The 18,520-nt window shown below is 64.8% G+C and carries 17 protein-coding genes; 9 read left to right on the plus strand and 8 right to left on the minus strand.

Annotation, left to right across the window (positions count from 1 at the left end; all coding sequences use genetic code 11):
• Positions 1–3: 3 nt before the first annotated feature.
• Together QXZ85_RS17965 and QXZ85_RS17970 are read left to right on the plus strand one after the other, a co-directional pair.
• On the plus strand, positions 4–1,011 hold the full coding sequence (locus QXZ85_RS17965; RefSeq protein ID WP_315761742.1) for an anion permease: 1,008 nt from the start codon (positions 4–6) through the stop codon (positions 1,009–1,011).
• A 139-nt stretch (positions 1,012–1,150) separates the two neighbouring features.
• Complete coding sequence (locus QXZ85_RS17970; RefSeq protein WP_315707306.1) at positions 1,151–2,770, plus strand: peptide chain release factor 3; 1,620 nt, start codon at positions 1,151–1,153, stop codon at positions 2,768–2,770.
• A 184-nt stretch (positions 2,771–2,954) separates the two neighbouring features.
• Here the strand turns inward: QXZ85_RS17970 and QXZ85_RS17975 are convergent, their stop codons facing one another.
• From QXZ85_RS17975 to QXZ85_RS17985, 3 genes are all read right to left on the minus strand, one after another.
• Positions 2,955–3,332 carry a helix-turn-helix transcriptional regulator gene (locus tag QXZ85_RS17975; RefSeq protein WP_315704247.1) on the minus strand — a complete coding sequence of 126 codons (378 nt, stop codon included), beginning with the start codon at positions 3,330–3,332 and terminating at the stop codon, positions 2,955–2,957.
• Complete coding sequence (locus QXZ85_RS17980; RefSeq protein WP_409977498.1) at positions 3,329–4,225, minus strand: S1C family serine protease; 897 nt, start codon at positions 4,223–4,225, stop codon at positions 3,329–3,331. Before QXZ85_RS17980 ends, QXZ85_RS17975 begins: the two co-directional genes overlap by 4 nt.
• A gap of 76 nt (positions 4,226–4,301) precedes the next feature.
• Positions 4,302–5,036 (minus strand): aspartate/glutamate racemase family protein, encoded by a 735-nt coding sequence (locus QXZ85_RS17985; RefSeq protein WP_315704246.1) that lies wholly within the window; start codon positions 5,034–5,036, stop codon positions 4,302–4,304.
• Between the two features lie 163 nt (positions 5,037–5,199).
• Here QXZ85_RS17985 and QXZ85_RS17990 point away from each other — a divergent pair, with 163 nt between their 5' ends.
• The 7 genes from QXZ85_RS17990 to QXZ85_RS18020 all read left to right on the plus strand — a co-directional run bounded on the left by QXZ85_RS17990 (position 5,200) and on the right by QXZ85_RS18020 (position 11,667).
• Positions 5,200–5,799 (plus strand): hypothetical protein, encoded by a 600-nt coding sequence (locus tag QXZ85_RS17990; protein WP_315704245.1) that lies wholly within the window; start codon positions 5,200–5,202, stop codon positions 5,797–5,799.
• A 95-nt stretch (positions 5,800–5,894) separates the two neighbouring features.
• Entirely contained in the window at positions 5,895–6,479 is a 585-nt protein-coding gene (locus QXZ85_RS17995) for an NnrU family protein (protein ID WP_315704244.1), read from the plus strand.
• 2 nt (positions 6,480–6,481) lie between these two features.
• On the plus strand, positions 6,482–7,306 hold the full coding sequence (panB, locus tag QXZ85_RS18000) for a 3-methyl-2-oxobutanoate hydroxymethyltransferase (protein WP_315704243.1): 825 nt from the start codon (positions 6,482–6,484) through the stop codon (positions 7,304–7,306).
• Positions 7,307–7,547: 241 nt separating this feature from the next.
• Positions 7,548–8,201 carry a tetratricopeptide repeat protein gene (locus QXZ85_RS18005; protein WP_315744421.1) on the plus strand — a complete coding sequence of 218 codons (654 nt, stop codon included), beginning with the start codon at positions 7,548–7,550 and terminating at the stop codon, positions 8,199–8,201.
• A gap of 44 nt (positions 8,202–8,245) precedes the next feature.
• Positions 8,246–8,782 (plus strand): hypothetical protein, encoded by a 537-nt coding sequence (locus QXZ85_RS18010; protein ID WP_315704241.1) that lies wholly within the window; start codon positions 8,246–8,248, stop codon positions 8,780–8,782.
• 92 nt (positions 8,783–8,874) lie between these two features.
• Positions 8,875–10,242, plus strand: coding sequence for a ribosome biogenesis GTPase Der (gene der / locus QXZ85_RS18015; protein ID WP_315704303.1), 1,368 nt, complete (start codon positions 8,875–8,877; stop codon positions 10,240–10,242).
• Between the two features lie 204 nt (positions 10,243–10,446).
• Positions 10,447–11,667: a PLP-dependent aminotransferase family protein gene (locus QXZ85_RS18020; protein WP_315704240.1), complete on the plus strand. Its 1,221-nt coding sequence runs from the start codon at positions 10,447–10,449 to the stop codon at positions 11,665–11,667.
• 46 nt (positions 11,668–11,713) lie between these two features.
• Here QXZ85_RS18020 and QXZ85_RS18025 read toward each other — a convergent pair whose 3' ends face one another.
• The 5 genes from QXZ85_RS18025 to QXZ85_RS18045 form a co-directional block, all read right to left on the minus strand.
• Positions 11,714–13,033, minus strand: a complete 1,320-nt coding sequence (locus QXZ85_RS18025) for a cytochrome-c peroxidase (protein ID WP_315704239.1) — start codon at positions 13,031–13,033, stop codon at positions 11,714–11,716.
• A gap of 157 nt (positions 13,034–13,190) precedes the next feature.
• A complete protein-coding gene (locus QXZ85_RS18030; RefSeq protein ID WP_315704238.1) occupies positions 13,191–14,873 on the minus strand; it encodes an alkaline phosphatase family protein in 1,683 nt (560 codons plus the stop codon).
• 280 nt (positions 14,874–15,153) lie between these two features.
• Complete coding sequence (locus tag QXZ85_RS18035; protein ID WP_316174570.1) at positions 15,154–16,380, minus strand: ABC transporter substrate-binding protein; 1,227 nt, start codon at positions 16,378–16,380, stop codon at positions 15,154–15,156.
• Between the two features lie 145 nt (positions 16,381–16,525).
• Positions 16,526–17,659, minus strand: coding sequence for a hypothetical protein (locus tag QXZ85_RS18040; RefSeq protein ID WP_316174572.1), 1,134 nt, complete (start codon positions 17,657–17,659; stop codon positions 16,526–16,528).
• Positions 17,660–17,813: 154 nt separating this feature from the next.
• Entirely contained in the window at positions 17,814–18,479 is a 666-nt protein-coding gene (locus tag QXZ85_RS18045) for a TetR/AcrR family transcriptional regulator (protein ID WP_315704235.1), read from the minus strand.
• Positions 18,480–18,520 lie beyond the last annotated feature (41 nt).

An 18,520-nucleotide genomic window follows, 5' to 3' on the forward strand; every position in this document is an offset into this window, starting at 1 on the left:
GTCGTGGATGCTCCTCTCGGTCTTCCGCTCCTGGTCGGGTTGATCGCGGTCGCGCTCGCCTTCGATTTCCTGAACGGGCTGCATGACGCCGCCAACTCCATCGCGACGATCGTGTCGACGCGGGTGCTGCGGCCGCAATATGCGGTGTTCTGGGCGGCCTTTTTCAACTTCATTGCCTTCGGGGTGTTCGGTCTGCATGTCGCCCAGACCATCGGCACCGGCATCATCGAACCTTCGGTCGTCGACGCGCAGGTGATCTTCGCCGCGCTGCTCGGCGCCATCGCCTGGAACCTGATCACCTGGGCGGCCGGCATTCCATCGTCCAGCTCCCACGCCTTGATCGGGGGCCTGGTCGGGGCAGGGGTGGCCAAGGCGGGTCTGTCGGCGACCGTGTGGAGCGGGCTGTCGAAGACGGTGCTTGCGATCGTGCTGTCCCCGCTGCTCGGGCTGGTCCTGGCCATGATCCTGGTCGCGATCGTCTCCTGGGCTTCGGTGCGCTCCACGCCGTTTGCGGTGGACCGGGCCTTTCGCATCCTGCAGTTCGCCTCGGCCTCGCTCTATTCGCTCGGCCATGGCGGCAACGATGCCCAGAAGACGATGGGCATCATCGCGGTGCTGCTCTATTCGCAGGGGTATCTCGGGGGCGACTTCGGCATTCCATTCTGGGTCGTGCTGTCGTGCCAGGCGGCGATGGCGCTGGGCACCCTGATGGGCGGATGGCGGATCGTGCGCACCATGGGCCTGCGCATCACCAAGCTGACCCCGATGCAGGGTTTCTGCGCCGAGACCGGGGGCGCGATCACGCTGTTCATGGCGACCGCGCTGGGCGTGCCGGTCTCGACCACCCACACGATCACGGGCGCCATCGTCGGGGTCGGAGCGGCCCGCCGGGCCTCGGCCGTTCGCTGGAACGTGGCCGGATCGATCGTCTATGCCTGGATTTTCACGATTCCGGCCTCGGCCCTGGTCGCCGCGCTGGCCTATTGGCTGGTCTCGGTGCTGCGGCAGTGACCGAAGCGACCGCTCGGGCGGCATTTCACCGGTTGGAGTTGCGTTGCAAAACCCCTATATGAAGGGTGCGCGGCGGCCGTGATCCCGCGCGCTTCCCGTCACACATCACGTCCGACGCCCTCAAGACGCTCGCCGCCTCATGTCCGATTCCGCGCTTATGACCGAAACGCCAATCCGCTCGCCGCTCTCCGACGAGGTGGCACGACGGCGCACCTTTGCCATCATCTCGCATCCGGACGCCGGCAAGACCACGCTGACGGAAAAGCTGCTGCTGTTCGGCGGTGCCATCAATCTGGCCGGACAGGTCAAAGCCAAGGGCGAGCGCCGCAACACCCGCTCGGACTGGATGAAGATCGAGCGCGAGCGCGGCATCTCGGTCGTCACCTCGGTCATGACTTTCGAGTTCGAGGGGCTCGTGTTCAACCTGCTGGACACGCCGGGCCACGAGGACTTCAGCGAGGATACTTACCGCACGCTGACCGCGGTCGATTCCGCGGTCATGGTGATCGACGCCGCCAAGGGCATCGAGGCGCGCACGCGAAAACTGTTCGAGGTTTGCCGCCTGCGCGACATCCCGATCATCACCTTCATCAACAAGATGGATCGCGAGAGCCGCGATACTTTCGAGCTGATGGACGAGATCGAGAAGACGCTGGCGCTCGACACCACCCCGATGACGTGGCCCGTGGGCCGCGGCCGCGACTTCATCGGCACCTACGACATCCGTGACGGCGGCGTGCGCCTGCTCGAAGGCGGCGGCGCCAAGACCGGTGCTGCGCAGCAGATCGAGATCGGCGAACTTTCCAAGATCAATGCCAATCTCGATATCGGCCAGATCAAGGACGAGCTCGAACTGGTCAGGGAAGCCTGCAAGCCGTTCGAGCTGGAGGCGTTCCGAGAGGGCCATCTAACCCCGGTCTATTTCGGCAGCGCGCTGCGCAATTTCGGCGTCGGCGATCTGCTCGAAGGCCTCGGGCGCTATGCGCCGTCGCCGCGCGCCCAGGATTCCGACCTGCGCAAGGTCGACGCGGCCGAGCCGCGCATGAGCGCCTTCGTGTTCAAGATCCAGGCGAACATGGATCCCAACCATCGAGACCGCATCGCCTTCGCGCGGCTGTGCTCGGGCAAGCTCAGCCGCGGCATGAAGGCGAAGCTGGTGCGCACCGGCAAGACCATGCCGCTGTCGAGCCCGCAATTCTTCTTCGCGCAGGACCGTTCGGTGGCGGATGAGGCCTTTGCCGGCGATGTCGTCGGCATTCCCAATCACGGCTCGCTTCGCATCGGCGACACCCTGACCGAGGGCGAGGACCTGACCTTCGTCGGCGTGCCGAGCTTTGCGCCGGAAATCGTCCGCCGCGTGCGACTGACGGACGCGATGAAAGCGAAGAAACTGAAGGAAGCGCTGCAGCAGATGTCGGAGGAGGGCGTCGTGCAGGTGTTCCGGCCGCGCGATGGTGCACCGGCGCTGGTCGGCGTCGTCGGCCCGCTGCAGCTCGACGTCTTGAAGGCGCGGCTCGATGCCGAATATTCACTCCCGGTCGAATTCGAAGTCTCGGAATTCTCGCTGGCGCGCTGGATCTCGTGTGACGACAAGAAGAAGCTGGAGGCGTTCATCGCTGCCAACAATTCCGGCGTCGCCGACGACGTCGATGGCGATCCGGTGTTCCTGGCCAAGAACGAGTTCTATCTCGGCTACACCAAGGAGCGCGCCGAGGGCATCACCTTCTCCAACGTCAAGGACGTGAAGAAGCGGGCGTGATTTGATCATCTAAGGTCGGTCGTCCTCGCGAGGACAAAGGCTGTCCACCTCGTCATTCCGGGGCATCGCGAAGCGATGAGCCCGGAATCCATTTCGCGTCATGTTGCGCGGAACGAGCGCGTTCCGCGCGCCCCGGAATGACCAGTGGATGGACCTGCGCTCTACGGAATGACAAGCCGTAGCTCTACAAATTGATGATCCCGTGCCGCGCGGCGTGGGCGACCGCATCGGTGCGGCCGGTGGCGTCGAGCTTGTCCAACAACGAGCCGACGTGGAATTTGGCCGTGTGCACGGAGATGCCGAGCGCGCGGGCGATCTCCTTGTTCGAAGCTCCTTCGGCGAGCAGGGCCAGCACGTCGCGTTCGCGCGCGGTGAGCTGAAAACTGTCGGCGGTACCGTCCTCGGCAGGCTGCGGCGCGACCACGACGACATCGGCAGGCTCGCCCGGCGCCGCCAGGCGCAGGCCGCCGACTTTTCCGAGCAGCGCCGCAAGCCGGTCCGCAAGATCGGGATCGTCGAGATTGATCGCGATGACGATCGGCGGCCTCGTCTCCTCCGTCACGCGGCCGGCCTCTCGCCGATGGTGAGCGCAAAGCGGACCGGCTCGCCGCCGCGCAGGCCCGCCACGTCGACCACGGCACCGACACTGTCGGGGCCAAGTTCGCGCATCAAGGCCCGCATGCTGCTGAAGGACTGATTGTTGAGCGCGGTGAGCACATCGCCCTGGCGCAGGCCGGCGGCCGCCGCCGGGCCGTTCTTGTCGATGCTCATCACCATCGCGCCGATGCCGTCATCGAGCTTCACCGGCTGCAGGCCGACGCCGAGATAGCCGCGCGCGATCCGGCCGTGGGTTTCGAGCCTGCCGGCAACGTGTTCGATCGTGGCCGCAGGGATCACCAGCGTCCGGCGCGGACCCAGCACCGCCATGCCGATGGCCCTGCCATCGGCGCTGAGGACCAAGCCGCCCTCCTGACTGCGGCGCAGGCGGGTGCCGAGCTCGATACGCGCGCTGATCTCGCCGCCGCGCAGGCTGCGCCAGGCGCCGGCCGATTTCGAGACCATCGCGAGCGCCGCGGTTGGCGCACCATCATCAGTTGCGACGACCACCGCAAGCGAGGCAAGCGGCGGCACCGCGTTCTTGAGTCCTGCGGGCGTGAGCGTGCCGGGAAGGCCCGCAGCCTCGAAGCGGAGCAGGGCGACGTCGGTGGTGTGATCGCGGCCCGCGATAGTCGCCGGTCGCGTGCTGCCGTCGGCAAACACCAGCGTAATCTCGCCCTCGTCGGCCAGTGCCTCCTCGGCGGTGACCACAAGGCCGGGCTTCCAGACGAAGCCGGTCGCACGGGAGCGGTGGGAGTGGACGGACACGACCGCGCCAGCGGCTTGTACGACGATGGCGTTGAGGGCTGACGACAGCGAGGTGAGGGCGGACAGATCGGACACGGGCAGATTGGACATGGGCGGCTCCAAACAGGGGTGATCCCAAATGTGGAGCGTCATCCGCGGTTTCGTAACTGCCCGGGTGGGCAGGACCTCAAATCGCTGTGCGGGCCTTGGCCAGGGGGAAGGCGAGATCTCCGTGCTTGGAGGTCTTCAGCCCCAGTCCCACCAGCGCTTCGGCAAAGCGCACTGCCGCGGCGACGCCGTCGATCACGGGAATACCGAGCTCGCCGGACAGCTCCTGCGCAAGATCCGCCATCCCGGCGCAGCCCAACACGATCGCGCCGATGCCGTCGTTATCAAGCGCATCGCGGCATTCGTCGAGCAGAATGCCGCGGACATTGGCCTCCGGCTTGTCGAGATCGAGCACCGCCACATCGACGGCGCGAACCTTGCGGCAACTATGCTCCATGCCGTAGTTGCGCACCAGATGTTCGGCGATGATCTTGGTGCGCGACAGCGTGGTGACGATGCTGAAGCGGGTGGCGACGAAGCTCGCGGCGTGCATGGCCGCCTCCGCAATGCCGAGCACGGGTGCGGCGGAGAGCTCGCGCGCGGCGAGCAGGCCAGGATCGCCGAAGCAGGCGATGACATGGGCGTCGCAGCCGGCCGCATCGCCCTCGGCCACTTCCTTCAACATGCCGATGGTCGCCAGGGCCTCGTCGTAATGTCCCTCGATCGAAGCGGCGCCGAAACGCGCAGTCCGGCCGACGACGCGCGTCGTCGGGCTCGCGCTCGTCTGCGCAGCCTTCGCGATCAGCGCGGTCATCGATTCCGTCATGTTGGGATTGATGATGTTGATCGTGGTCTGGCGTGTGGACGGGCTCATATTTCGTCTTTCGTGAGGTCGCAGTTGCCGTGATCTAACCAAGTTCCGGCGCCAGGGTCGAGTCGGCCGCGCGAGGAGACGGAACGCGCAGACGTGAACGGGATTGGTCTTGTGTCGGCGGGCGCCGCGACCACCTTCTCGTGAGCGATCCCTGGTGTCATCCATGCTGCGTCTTTGCCTGATCCTGCTGCTGCTGGTCCCCGCGATGGCTTCCGCACAGCGGCGCGCTCGCCAGATCAATCCGGTGCCGTTTGCCCACACGCCCTGCAGCGTGCTCGACGAAGGGCCGTGCACGCCGTCCTATTGCGGCGTCTATGGGCCGTGGCCGTGCATACCGGAAATGGACTATCCGTACGGGGAGAATCTGCAGCTCACGGTGCAGAGCGTGCCTGCAAAGGATCAGGCGGCAAAGTATCAGAAGCCCGACCACGATCTCGATAATATCGGCGATCTGTTCGCAGCGCTCAGGTCCTGCTGGACGCCGCCGGCGGCGGATGCCGCGCGCGAGGGCATGCAGATGACGGTGCGCTTCAGCTTCAAGCGCGACGGCGAGATGATCGGCTCACCGCGGCTGACCTACGCGACGTCAGGTGTCTCGGCCGATACGCGCGATACCTATCTGAAGGCGATCAACAGTTCGCTCCAGTCGTGCCTGCCGCTCAAGTTCTCATCCAATCTGGGCGGCGCGCTCGCCGGGCGTCCCATCGCGATCCGCTACGTCGATAATCGCGACCTCGGGAAGACGTCGTCGGAGAAACAGTGACTTGAAGTGCGGACTGCTGCCGACACATTGCGATGCGACCACCAAAAATGATACGGGGGTCTGACTGACGCCAGCACGCAAGAGGGGGATCGATCGTGGGACTTCTGGTGATGGTGGTGGGGCTGGTGCTATTTCTTGGCGCCCATGTGTTCACGGCGCAGCGCGGGGCGCGGGCGCGGTTGATCGCGTCCATGGGCGAAGGGACCTACAAGATCGTCTATTCGCTGGTGGCGCTGGCCGGCCTCGCCTTGATCGTCTGGGGCTTTGCGCATTATCGCGCCGACGAGTTCCAGGCCGTATGGAATCCTCCGAAATTTCTGAAGCATCTCAACATCGCCTTGATGCTGCCGGCGGTGATCCTGGTCGTCGCAGCCTATGTCCGCGGCCGCATCTATAGGGCCGTCAAGCATCCGATGCTGGCAGGCGTGAAGCTATGGGCATTCGGCCATCTGCTCGCCAATGGCGATCTCGGCGGCATCGTTCTGTTCGGTTCGATCCTGGCCTGGGCGGTGTACGATCGCATCTCGCTGAAGCGCCGTGCCGATCCGGGCGCCCCGCCGATTCCTGTCGGCGGCATCGGCAACGATCTGATCGCGGTAGTGGTCGGGATCGTCGCCTATCTGGCGCTAGCCTTCGCCTTCCACCCGGTCGTGCTCGGCATTCCCGTGATGGGGAGCTGACGATGTCGGTCCAATCCACGACCCGGCGCAAGACGGCTCCCGACATCCGGGCCCGCAAGGGCGGCGAGCCGATCGTGATGCTGACCTCCTACCACGCCCACACTGCGGCGGTGGTCGATCGGCATTGTGATGTGATCCTGGTGGGGGATTCGCTCGGCAACGTCATGCATGGCTTCGAGACCACCGTGCCGGTCACGCTCGACATGATGATCCTGCAGGGGAGCGCCGTCATGCGCGGTTCACGCCAGGCGCTGGTCGTGGTGGACATGCCGTTCGGCTCGTATGAGGCCGGTAAAGAGCAGGCGTTCCATTCGGCGGCGCGGATCATGAAGGAGACGCAGTGCGGCGCGGTCAAGCTCGAAGGCGGCGTGCGGATGGCCGAGACGGTGCGGTTTCTGACCGAGCGCGGGATTCCGGTGATGGGGCATATCGGTCTGACACCGCAATCGATCAACACCCTCGGAAGTTTTAAGGCCCAGGGGCGCGAGGCGGACAGCTGGGCCCCGATCGAGAACGATGCGCGCGCAATCGCCGAGGCCGGCGCCTTCTCGATGGTGATCGAGGCGGTCGCCGAGCCGCTGGCGCGCAAGATCACGCAAGACGTCGCTATTCCAACCATCGGTATCGGCGCCAGCGCAGCTTGCGACGGTCAGGTGCTGGTGCTGGAGGACATGCTCGGATTGTCGCCGAAAGTGCCGAAATTCGTTCGCCGCTACGGTAATCTCGGACCCGCCATCGAGGAGGCCGTGGCGGCCTATGCGGCGGATGTCCGCTCGCGCGCCTTTCCGGCCGCCGAACATGTCTACGACATGAAGACCAAGACCTGAGAACCGAGCCCGTTCCACGCGAGGGGATCAGAAGGCAGTTGCGCGAAGCGGTGAGGGCATGATAGCCGCGTTCCGGCGGGAGCGACGCAAAACCGGTATTAAGCTCTTGATTCCGCAAGGCCGGCCTTGCCTCCGCCATATCGGCGCGGTATCGGCGCCACATATCGGGGGCTGGGCGCTCGCCGGCACGTTAATACCGCACGCGAAACACCTCACAGCGGTTATCATGGGACATCGCTAAGTGTCTGAATTTTTTGATGAAGTAAGCGAAGAGGTCCGCCGCGAGCAGCTCAAGCAGCTGTGGGACCGGTATTCGATTTTCATCATTGCGGTGGCGCTCCTGGTCGTCGCCGGCGTCGGCGGCTGGCGCGCTTACCAATATCTCGAGGGGCAGAAGGCCGCCGATGCGGGCGCCGCCTTCAACAAGGCCGTGGAACTTTCTGACCAGAACAAGCACGCCGAGGCGGAAAAGGCGTTCGCCGATCTGGCCGGCAGGGCGCCGTCCGGCTATCGCATGCTGGCCCGTTTCCGCGAGGCTGCCGAGGCCGCGACACGTGACAAGCAGGCGGCGGCCAAGCTCTACGACGAATTGGCGGCCGACCGCAGCATCGGCGGCGAGCAGCAGGCGCTGGCGCGGCTTCGCGCCGCCGGCCTGCTCGTCGATACGGCAAGCTATCAGGACATGAAGCAGCGCCTGGAAGGCGACACCGGGGCTGGCGCACCGTTCCGGCACGCCGCGCGGGAGCTGTTGGCCCTCTCCGCATGGCGCGGCAATGATGCGGCTGCGGCCCGGCAATGGCTGGACATGATCGCGCTCGATGGCGAGACGCCGCCGGCGCTGCGCTCGCGCGCGGAGGCGCTGCAGGCCTTGTTGCCGCCCGTGGCCAAGAGCTGACGAAGCCCGACGGCAGGACTTTACGTTTGAACGGGGGACCGACCATGCGCCGCCACCAACGCTTGATTGCCGCCACCATCCTGTTCGCGTTCTCCAGCGTGCTGGGCGGCTGTGCGAGCGGCGGCAGTTTCGACCCGAGCGATCTGCTCGATTTTCTCGACACCAAGAAGAAGCTGCCCGGCGACCGCAAGCCGGTGTTTCCGGAGGGCGTGCCCGGGCTCGAGCAGGGCGTGCCGAAGGAGCTCTACAAGGGCGAGGTCGAAAAGCAGCAGACCGAGGAGCAGCAGCAGGCGGCTCAGCCTGTGCAGCCTCCGCCGGCCGAGGAGCCTAAGGCGAAGAAGGGCAAGAAAGCCAGGCACACCGCTGCCGCGCCGGTCGACCAGCCGCCGCAGGATGGCGAGGCCGCTGCGGTCGAGGAGGGCGCCGCAGGCGTGCCGCCCGCGCCGAAGCCCAAGAAGATCGCCCGCCGCCGCACCACGGCACCGCCCCAGGACGATACAACGGCCGCCCAGCCGCAGCAGCAATCAGGCACGTCCGGTTCATTCCCGGCGCCGATGCCGAGCGGCTCCTTCAGCCGTTAATCCTTTGACCGACTGTTCCGGCGCGTCATTCCAGTCGCTGGCCGATTGAGCTAGAGCTTTCGGCGTAAAGCGCACCAGGGGCGCATTGGATCATCATGTTCACGATTGCCATCATCGGCCGGCCCAATGTCGGCAAATCCACTCTGTTCAACCGCCTGGTCGGACAGAAGCTGGCGCTGGTCGACGACCTGCCGGGGGTGACCCGCGACCGCCGCGAAGGTGAGGCCCGTCTCGGCGACCTCGCCTTCACGGTGATCGACACCGCGGGACTGGACGAGGGTGCCAAGGGCTCGCTGACCGCGCGGATGCAGGAGCAGACGGAGACCGCGATCGAGCTTGCCGACGCTCTGTTCTTCGTGATCGACGCCCGCGTCGGCCTGACCCCGACCGACCGCGCCTTCGCCGATTTCGCCCGCCGCGCCAACAAGCCGGTGCTGCTGCTCGCCAACAAGAGCGAGGGCAAGCACGGCGAAGCCGGCGCGATGGAGTCCTATGCGCTCGGCCTCGGCGATCCCATCCAGATCTCGGCGGAGCATGGCGAAGGCATGGGCGAGCTCTATGACGCCGTGAGCCAGCTCGTGCCTCCTGCGTCTGATGAGGACGAGCACGAGGAGACCGACGAGGAGCGCGCGCAGCGGCCGATCCGGGTCGCCATCGTCGGCCGTCCCAACGCCGGCAAGTCCACCCTGATCAATCATCTGCTCGGCGAGGAGCGGCTGCTCACCAGTCCCGAGGCCGGCACCACGCGCGATTCCATCGCCGTCGAGATCGACTGGAAGGGCCGCGGCTTCCGCATCTACGACACGGCCGGACTGAGGCGCCGTGCGCGGATCGAGGAAAAGCTGGAGAAGCTGTCGGTAGCGGACGCGCTGCGCGCGGTGCGCTTTGCCGAGGTGGTGGTCCTGATGATGGACGCGCAGAACCGCTTCGAGGAGCAGGATTTGCGCATCGCCGATCTGATCGAGCGCGAGGGCCGCGCGCTGGTGATTGCGGTCAACAAATGGGACCTGATGGACGGCAAGCCCGGCCAGATCTCGGCGCTGCGCGCCGATGCCGATCATTGGCTGCCGCAGGTCGCAGGCGCTCCGATCGTTGCAGTCTCCGGCCTGATGGGTGAGGGCATCGACCGGCTGATGGAGGCGATCGTCCGCGCCTATGCGGTCTGGAACAAGCGCGTGCCGACCTCGGCGCTCAATCGCTGGTTCGAGCAGGCGATCGCGGCCAGTCCACCGCCGGCGGTCTCGGGCCGGCGGCTGAAGCTCAACTACATCACGCAGACCAAGGCGCGGCCGCCGAGCTTCGTGCTGTTCTGCTCGCGGGCGGACGCGATCCCGCAATCCTATCTGCGCTACCTCACCAATTCGCTGCGCGACACGTTCGATCTGCCTGGCACCCCGGTTCGCATCACCTTGCGCGAGAAGGCCAATCCGTTTGCGCACAAGCGCAAGCGACCCTCGTAAAGCGCGCTCGGCTCTTTAAGCACGAGCAGCTCGAGCGCACACAGCCGTAAGACCCTGGCCCGTGATCTGACGCCGCCCCCTCGCTGTCGTCCGAGGATCTGCGGCATAACAATTCAACTTTTGATTGAATTTTGAGTCTTGCGTCTCGCCGAAAATAGGTCAATTATACTGACATAAACTCTCAAAGCTCCTCGGGGTGGAATCATGTCCAGCTGGCAACCGATCTACGCGCGCCGCGCCGAGCGCATGAAGGCATCGGAAATTCGTGAGCTGCTCAAGCTGCTCGAACGACCTGGGGTGATTTCCTTCGCCGGCGGGATTCCCGATCCCGCACTGTTTCCTGCAGCAGCGGCGACGCAAGCCTATGGCGAGGTTCTCGCCGACCAGGCCGGCGCATCGGCGGCGCTGCAATATTCGGTCAGCGAGGGCTACGCTCCGCTTCGCGAATGGATTGCCGGTCACATGGCTGGGCGCGGCGTCCCAGCGTCGGCCGACAACATCCTCATCACGTCGGGTTCGCAACAGGCGCTGGACTTCCTCGGCAAGCTGCTGCTCACCCCCGGCGATACGGCGCTGGTCACCGCTCCGACCTATCTCGGCGCGCTACAGGCTTTCTCGGCCTACGAGCCGCGCTACGACGTGATCCGCCCGCACGCCTCCAACCGGACGCCGGCGTCCTATGCCGACGAGGCCGCGAAAGCGACGTCGGGCGCGCGCGTCAAGTTTGCCTATGTCGTGCCCGACTTCGCCAACCCCACCGGAGATACGCTCTCGCTGGCCGCGCGCGGCGACATCCTGGACCTGGCCGCCGAGCTCGACGTGCCGGTGCTCGAAGACAGCGCCTATTCGGCGCTGCGGCTCGAAGGGGACGAGCTCCCGGCGCTGCAGGCCATCGATGCCGGCCGCAGCGGCTCGCTGGACCGCTCGCGGGTGATCTATCTCGGGACGTTCTCGAAGACCGTCGCGCCCGGCCTCCGCGTCGGTTGGGTTTGCGCATCGCGCGCTATCATCGGCCGTCTCGTGCTCATCAAGCAGGCGAGCGACCTGAACGTATCGGCCATCAATCAGATGGTGATGCACAGGCTGGTCGAAGGCGGCCGGCACGCCGAGTTGATCGCGACGGCGCGCGCGCATTACCGGCGCAAGCGCGACGCCATGCTGGGATCACTCGAGGCCGAGATGCCGTCGGGCGTGAGCTGGACCAGGCCGGAGGGCGGCCTGTTCGTGTGGGCGACCTTGCCGGAATCCATGTCCGGTGCGGCGTTATTGGAGCGGGCCGTCGAGGAGGCCAAGGTGGCGTTCGTCCCGGGTGCGGCTTTCTTTCACGACGGCAGCGGAGCGAACACGATCCGGCTGTCCTATTCGCTGCCGCAGGAACCGACGATCGCGGAGGGCATCGGCCGGCTCGCGGCCCTGCTGCGCTGATGGCGAGAGGCGACACCAGCGATCAGGGGATGATCAGGCGGGCCGCTCAAGGCTTCGGCTGATAGCCGTCGGTCAACGTGTTCAGGAAGGCGATGATGTCGGCTTCGTCCTGCGCGGTTATCGCTGGACTCTCCCCCGCTTTGCGGTCGAACGGCGGATCGGTCACGTCGACATTGGCTCGGTACTTCGCGGGTAGGTCGTCGTATTTCTGCACGGTGCCATCGGCCGCGCGCGGATAGACCTTCTCAGGATTGGTGTCGCGGAAATTATAGAAATCGAGCACCTGCTGCAGAGTACGGAAGACGCCGTTGTGGAAGAATGCGCGGCGGGTCGCCGCGTTGCGCAAGGTCGGGGTCTGGAACATGCCGCAATATTGCGTCTGGTCGGCGATGTCGGTGCGCTGCGGACCGCAGGCGCCCAAATCAAAATGGCTTGGATCATGGTTGTCGGCCAGCGCTGCATTGCGCGGCGCGCCGAGTGCCTCGTACTGATGGTCGGTGAAGAGAGGAGGCAGCCCGTCGCGGGTAGGGCTGGAAGGATGGCAGCCGGCGCAATTGGCCTTGTCGGGATCGTTGAACAATTGCAGGCCGCGCAGTTCGCTCGCGCTCAGCTGCGCCTTGCCCTCCAGCCAGTAGTCGAACTTGCTGCTGTAGGGATGAAAGCTCGGCTCTTCGAGCTGATAGCGGGCGACAGCGAACATCGCCTCCGAGACCAGCAGTCGGGGATTGTTGAAGATGTTGGCGCCGAACAGGCCGATGAAGCTCTCCACATAGGGCGCGTGGCGCAGCTTGCCGGCGACGGTTTCGATGCTGCCACCGTCCATCTCGCGCCGGTCGAGCAGGGGAAACAGCGCCTGATCCTGCAGCGTGTCAGCGCGTCCGTCCCAGAACAGGCCGCCTTGCGGCACGATGTTCGCCGCCGAAGCTGCACTCTGCGTCGCGATCTTCTTCGCGCGCGGGGCTTGTTGTGCGATCGCAGCCATCTGCGCCAGGTCGACGAGGTTCTCGTCGTCGCCCTTATCGGGGCCGATGCTGAAATTCGGCTGACGCTCGAGATAGGTCAGCGATGGGACCGCGCGCGCGCCTTGTTGCGACAGGGTCGAGCCGCCGAGCATGACCGGCTCGTCAGTAGGTGGGCCATAAGCGTGATCCGCACTGTGACAGGACGCGCATGACAGCGCCCCCGACGACGACAACGAGGCGTCGTTGAAGATCTGCCGGCCGAGCTGCGCCATCGCGGAGAGCGGGGCAGTGTGCGGACGGACGAGGTGGATCGGGTTCGGATTGGCTCCAGGAACTCCCTGCGCCTCGAGCGCGGAGACAGCGCCGGCCATGCAGAGCAGGCCGGCGCCGAGGAGCCACGACATGTGAACGTTCATATGTCTGTTCTGATCGCTTAGAGCATGATCCGGAGAAGTGGAAACCGGTTTTCCCTCGCGACAAACGCCATAGGCGTTTGCGCGGAGATCATGCTCAATCAAAGAGATGAGATCATGATGCGGTTCGTTCTAATCGCATCATGATCTAGTGGTGATGGCCTTCGGGCACGCTCACGATGACGGTGCCCGCAGTCGGATCGAGAAACAGTTTGTTCGCCTCATCGTCGTGATCATGTTCGAAGTCGAACAGGTCCATGATCGATCCGGCGCTGGCGTCGAACGAGCCGCGGCCCAGGCGCTGGCCGTGCAACCAGTTGTCCTCGATGAAGCGCACCACGGAAGCCTGCGAGATGCGCGTGTGGCTGACGTAGTTCTGCTTGGCGTAGGGCGAGATCACGATGAACGGAACCCGCGTGCCCGGACCGCAGCGGCCGTTGACGGGCGTGCCGTTGAGGCCCTTGGGCTGAGGCTGGGTGGCAGCACCGGTGCCGCACAGGCCGGCGCCGTTGACCTGATCGGCGCTGGAGTCGTAGGAGGCGCTGGTCGGCGTCGCATAGGCGTGGTCGTACCAGCCGTCGGAGTCGTCATAGGTCACGATGACCGCGGTCTCCTTCCAGTCCGGACGCTGCTGCAGGAAGTTGATCAGCTCGACGTTGCCGGCCTGCTCGTCGAGCGGGTCGGAATTGCCGGGATGACCGTCCTGATAGGCCGGCATCTTGATGTAGGAAACGGCGGGGAAATTGCCGGCCGAGACCGCGGCGTAGAAGTCCTCGAGGTCATAGGCGTGATTGGCCGGATCGACGGTTTTGCCGTCGGCCTTGTACGTGTGTCCAATTGCGCTAAGCGAGCTCGGCCGCGCATGGGTCGGGTTAGCCGTCGACTTGTAATACTGGAACCAGGCGTGGTGGGGGATATAGTCGGTGATGGTGCTGGCCACGTTGCTCGAATAGGTGCTGCGCGCGCAGCCGGTCGTGCCGTTGGTGTTGGTCAGAGAGAGGTTGAAGCCGCCCATGAAGCTGCCCCAGCTGATCTTCGCATCGTTGAGCAGGTCGCCGATGTTCTGTCCCGACATCAAGACCGTGCTCGTCGTGCTCGAGCAGGAATCATAGGCGGGATCGGTGTCGCCGATCAGCGTCAGGCCGCCCTGGCCGTCTGCGATCGATGATGACGAGCCGACGATGTTCTGCGCACCGTTGGTCTGACCGGAGATCACGTTGATCGCGCCGGGCGTCGACGGGCCGTAGGTGTCAGTATAGGCGGCGTCGTTCATCGCGAAGTTCTGAGCGTAATTCCAGAATGCCGTGACGGTGTTGCCGTCGAAATAGCCCATCACCTGGCCGTTGGTGCCGAAGGCACCGGCACCGCCGGCGGTGCCGCGGCCCGTGAATTTCGGGAACAGGTCAGCCTTGCCGTTGTCGTAGGCCTGCTGCTCGGGCGTGTAGGCGTGGTTCTGGGAACGGGTGTTGGCCTGGGTGCGGTCGAGGCGGAACGGGTCTGTCGCGCCGGTGCCGTTGGCCGTGTTGGTCGAGTTCGGGTTGTTGACCAGGAGATTGGCGTTGGCGAGGTTGTTCACCTTCGGCGTATGCGGCTTGGCCTTGAAGGGAATTTCTCCGGCCGGATTGCCGGCGTTCGGATAGGTCGCGAAATAATGGTCGAAGGAACGGTTCTCGTTGAAGATGATCACGAGATGCTTGATCGGTGTCGCGGTGTCTCCGTCATGTGCATGCTGATGGCCCCGTTCGTCCTGATCCGCGGAGACAGGAGCGGTGCATGCAATCGTGATGGCGAGCGCAGAAACTGCGACCGTGGAAAGAAGTCTGATTTTCATTCGGCTGGCCCTAAAAGAACGTGTGCTGTCGCGCTGCGGCATTTAGTCGCGGTAGGTGACAGCGATGTGTCGTTCTCGTGAGCGCGCGCGCCTCCACGGCACCGGTCAGTAACTATCTCTTGATCACAGGCGCTTCTCCTTCGCATGACTCTCAGCGATCGCGCTGCGGATGCGTGATGCGCGAGGAGAAACAGCGGCGAGGTTCGCAACACGCGAACCTCGCCGATGGCTCAAAAGTTTCCGGTCCGACACAGGCGAAACATACAGAAATTATGCGCCGTCATTTCTTCACCAGCGGACAGTCACTCGCTTCCAGCGGCTTGGCGGCATCTTCCGGCGCAATCGTTGCGATCAGCTTGTAGTAGTCCCAAGGGTACTTCGATTCCTCGGGCTTCTTGACCTCGAACAGATAGGCCGGGATCAGGCGGCGGCCATCGGTGCGCAGCGGGCCCTTGCCGAACAGCGGATCGTCGGTCGGGATCTCCTTCATCTTGGCGACCACCTTGGCGCCGTCATGCGGATTGCCGCCAAGCGCCTCCAACGCCTTCAGGTAATGCAGCACGGCGGCGTAATTGCCGGCGACCGTCATCGAGGGCATCGTATGCTTGGGCGACGCCTCCATGAAGCGCTTCGACCAGGCGCGGGTCTTGTCGTTCAGGTCCCAATAGAAGGACTCGGTAAAGGTGAGGCCCTGCGCGACTTTGAGGCCGAGTGCATGCACGTCGGTGACGAACAGCAGCAGCGCCGCGAGCCTCTGGCCGCCCTGGACGATGCCGAATTCGGCAGCCTGCTTGATCGCATTGGTGGTGTCGCCGCCGGCATTGGCGAGCCCGACGACCTTGGCCTTCGACGACTGCGCCTGCAGCAGGAAGGAGGAGAAGTCGGACGAGTTGATCGGATGCTTGACGCTGCCGAGCACCTTGCCGCCGTTCGCCGTGACGACTGCGGTGGTGTCGCGCTCCAGTGCCGCACCGAAGGCGTAATCCGCAGTGAGGAAGAACCAGGTATCGCCACCGGCTTTGGTCAGCGCCTTGCCGGTGCCGTTGGCGAGCATGTAGGTGTCGTAGGTGAAGGAGACGGTGTTGGCGTTGCAGGCCTTGCCGGTGAGGTCTGCGGTCGCGGCGCCCGAATTGAGCAGGATCGCGTTCTTCTCCTTGACCAGATTGGAGACGGCGAGCGCGACGCCGGAGTTCGGCGTATCGGCGATGGCGTCGACCTTCTGGCTGTCGATCCACTGCCTTGCGATGTTGACGCCGACATCAGGCTTGTTCTGGTGGTCGCCGCTTATGACCTCGATGGTCCAGCCCTTGGACTTGAGGCCGGAATCCTCCACTGCCATGTTGACTGCGGCCACCGAATTGGGACCGCCGATATCGGCGTAGAGGCTCGACATGTCGTTGAGCACGCCGATCTTGACGGTCTTGTCGTCGGCGGAAGCGTGACCAGCAAAGCCGAGCGTGGTGGCGGCGAGCAGCATCGCGAGCCGCCGCGCATAGGTCGTCGTCATTGTATCCTCCCTGGTGTTGTGTCCAGCGCTGCCCTCTTGAGCGGGGCTTTTGCTGATCTTCGTTCGATAGCTCCTCTTGCGTGCGGCAGCAATGCGCAAAAAGGCGCGGGGCCGCGTCCACGATCCGGCTCCTGCATTTTTGGGTTTATCGGAGCGCGTCCGAGGTCAATCTGAATTTCTGGATGCGTTTTCCGGTGTCCACCTCGGCGGTATAAACGTTGCCGAGCTTGTCCACGGCCATCGCGTGCACCCAGTGAAACTGGCCTGCGCTGCGGCCGGTATGACCGAAGCTGCCGACCACGTTGCCGTTATTGCGATCGATGATGCGGATCTCGTTGTTCTCGCCATCGGCCGAGAGCAAGTAGCTCTGCTTCGGATCGGGCCAGATCGCGAGGTCCCACACCGCGCCGTTGCCGAGCGTGTTCTTCTCGAAGAACCATTCCTTGACGAAGGTGCCGTCCTTCTTGAACACCTGGATACGGTCATTGATGCGGTCGCAGACATAGACCAGCCCGTCACCCGCGATCTTCACGCAATGGACGGGGTTGCCGAACTGCTGCGCGACCGGCGCTTTCGGATCGTAGGGCGGCTGCTTGGCGTCGTCAGGCACGTGGCCATAGGCGCCCCAGTGCCGCTTGTAGGTCAGTGTCGTCGCGTCGAACACGATCACCCGGCGATTGCCGTAGCCGTCGGCGATGTAGATTTCGTTGGCATCCTTGTCGATCGCGGTCTCAGCCGGCTTGCCGAGTTGCGTCGTGTCATTGGAGCCCTTGCTCGGCGCGATGCTGCCGATCTGCCCGACATATTTCCCGTCGAGGGTGAATTTCAGGATCGCGTTGTCGTTGTCTGCATTGCCGCCGATCCAGACGAAGCCGCGCTCGTCGACCTCGATGCCGTGCTCGCGCCCGACCCATTCGTAGCCGTCGCCCGGACCACCCCAGGCGCGGAGCAGATTGCCGTCGACATCGAATTCGAGCACGGCCGGCGCCGGGATGCAGCATCTGGAGCGGGGCGGCGTCAGCGTCGCGCCTTTCTCGTCGTCTGTCAGCGAGCGCGGCCGATGGATCATCCAGATATGGCCCTGCCAGTCGACGGTGATGCCGCCGACCTGGCCGATGATCCAGTTGTTGGGGAGCTGCTTGGGCCAGGACGGGTCGACGGCGAAGGTCGGAATCTCGCCGGCCCCGGCAAAACGCGGAAGCAGGATGAGGAAGGCTGCAACCACCAGCGGAACGAACCGGGCGACAATGCTCGCGAGTTCGCGCAAGGCGCGCGTCATGGCATCCTCCCTGTGAGCTGTGGTCAGCTGCTTGTTGATTGCAGTCAATCGCGGGCGGTGAGCGGAGTCAATCGCGGCGCCCGTCCAGGGCGGGCCTTGCGCAGGCCGGGATCTGTCGAGTTGGCGCGCACCGCGGGACGGTCCGCGAGGCCGGTCATTTCTTCTTCAGCAGACCCAGGGGGCCACAGGCCCGGCGCTTGCTGCTTCCCGCGGGAGGTCGCATCGGCGTCGCCGGCGGCCTCAGGAAGCGGTTGAGCATGATCCGCAAATGCTCCGTGCTTTTCTTGATGTCGACGGTGGGATTGCGGATCGGCAGCGCGCGGGCGCCGTCGACCACGGCAGAGAGAATGTTGGCGGCGGCTTCGGGATCGAGCGCAGGATCGACCTCACCGCGGCGCTGCGCCTTGATGAGGAAATCGACAAGCAGGGCGCGTATCGCGCGCGCATGTTCTTGGACGATGCGTGCGAACGACGGATTCCGGCAGGCTTCCGCCAGCGCCTCGGCACTCAGGACCTGGGCTTCAGGCCGATGGATGCTGGTGTCCTCGATCTCTCTCAGCAACGCCTCGACGATGTCGGGAGATGCCAGGATCAATTCGACGCGCGAGGCCGCATGGGCGAGGTCACTCTGCACCAGAGCCTCGACGATGGCCTCCTTGCTGGGGAAGTAATGGTAGAGGTGCCCCGGGCTCATCTTGGCTTCGGCGCAGATGTCGGTCGTGCTTGCACCATGGAATCCGTTCCTGACGAAGCAGCGCAGCGCCGCCTGGATGATCTCCTGGCGCCGCTGTTCGTGTTTGACCGGGTCGACCTTCCTCATGGCGCCGTCCGCTGCTCAGCCCTGGAAACATAAAGAAACAC

Origin of the sequence: Bradyrhizobium sp. SZCCHNGR1005 (assembly GCF_032489995.1) — a bacterium.
Classification (GTDB): domain Bacteria; phylum Pseudomonadota; class Alphaproteobacteria; order Rhizobiales; family Xanthobacteraceae; genus Bradyrhizobium.

What these genes read in the sequence shown, in the direction of transcription:
- QXZ85_RS18040 (WP_316174572.1), bottom strand. Translation starts at nt 17,659, where the DNA reads ATGACGCGCGCCTTGCGCGAACTCGCGAGCATTGTCGCCCGGTTCGTT.
- QXZ85_RS18030 (WP_315704238.1), bottom strand. Translation starts at nt 14,873, where the DNA reads ATGAAAATCAGACTTCTTTCCACGGTCGCAGTTTCTGCGCTCGCCATC.
- QXZ85_RS18020 (WP_315704240.1), top strand. Translation starts at nt 10,447, where the DNA reads ATGTCCAGCTGGCAACCGATCTACGCGCGCCGCGCCGAGCGCATGAAG.
- QXZ85_RS17970 (WP_315707306.1), top strand. Translation starts at nt 1,151, where the DNA reads ATGTCCGATTCCGCGCTTATGACCGAAACGCCAATCCGCTCGCCGCTC.
- QXZ85_RS17990 (WP_315704245.1), top strand. Translation starts at nt 5,200, where the DNA reads ATGCTGCGTCTTTGCCTGATCCTGCTGCTGCTGGTCCCCGCGATGGCT.
- QXZ85_RS18045 (WP_315704235.1), bottom strand. Translation starts at nt 18,479, where the DNA reads ATGAGGAAGGTCGACCCGGTCAAACACGAACAGCGGCGCCAGGAGATC.
- QXZ85_RS17980 (WP_409977498.1), bottom strand. Translation starts at nt 4,225, where the DNA reads ATGTCCAATCTGCCCGTGTCCGATCTGTCCGCCCTCACCTCGCTGTCG.
- panB (WP_315704243.1), top strand. Translation starts at nt 6,482, where the DNA reads ATGTCGGTCCAATCCACGACCCGGCGCAAGACGGCTCCCGACATCCGG.
- QXZ85_RS18025 (WP_315704239.1), bottom strand. Translation starts at nt 13,033, where the DNA reads ATGTCGTGGCTCCTCGGCGCCGGCCTGCTCTGCATGGCCGGCGCTGTC.
- QXZ85_RS18035 (WP_316174570.1), bottom strand. Translation starts at nt 16,380, where the DNA reads ATGACGACGACCTATGCGCGGCGGCTCGCGATGCTGCTCGCCGCCACC.
- QXZ85_RS17985 (WP_315704246.1), bottom strand. Translation starts at nt 5,036, where the DNA reads ATGAGCCCGTCCACACGCCAGACCACGATCAACATCATCAATCCCAAC.
- QXZ85_RS18010 (WP_315704241.1), top strand. Translation starts at nt 8,246, where the DNA reads ATGCGCCGCCACCAACGCTTGATTGCCGCCACCATCCTGTTCGCGTTC.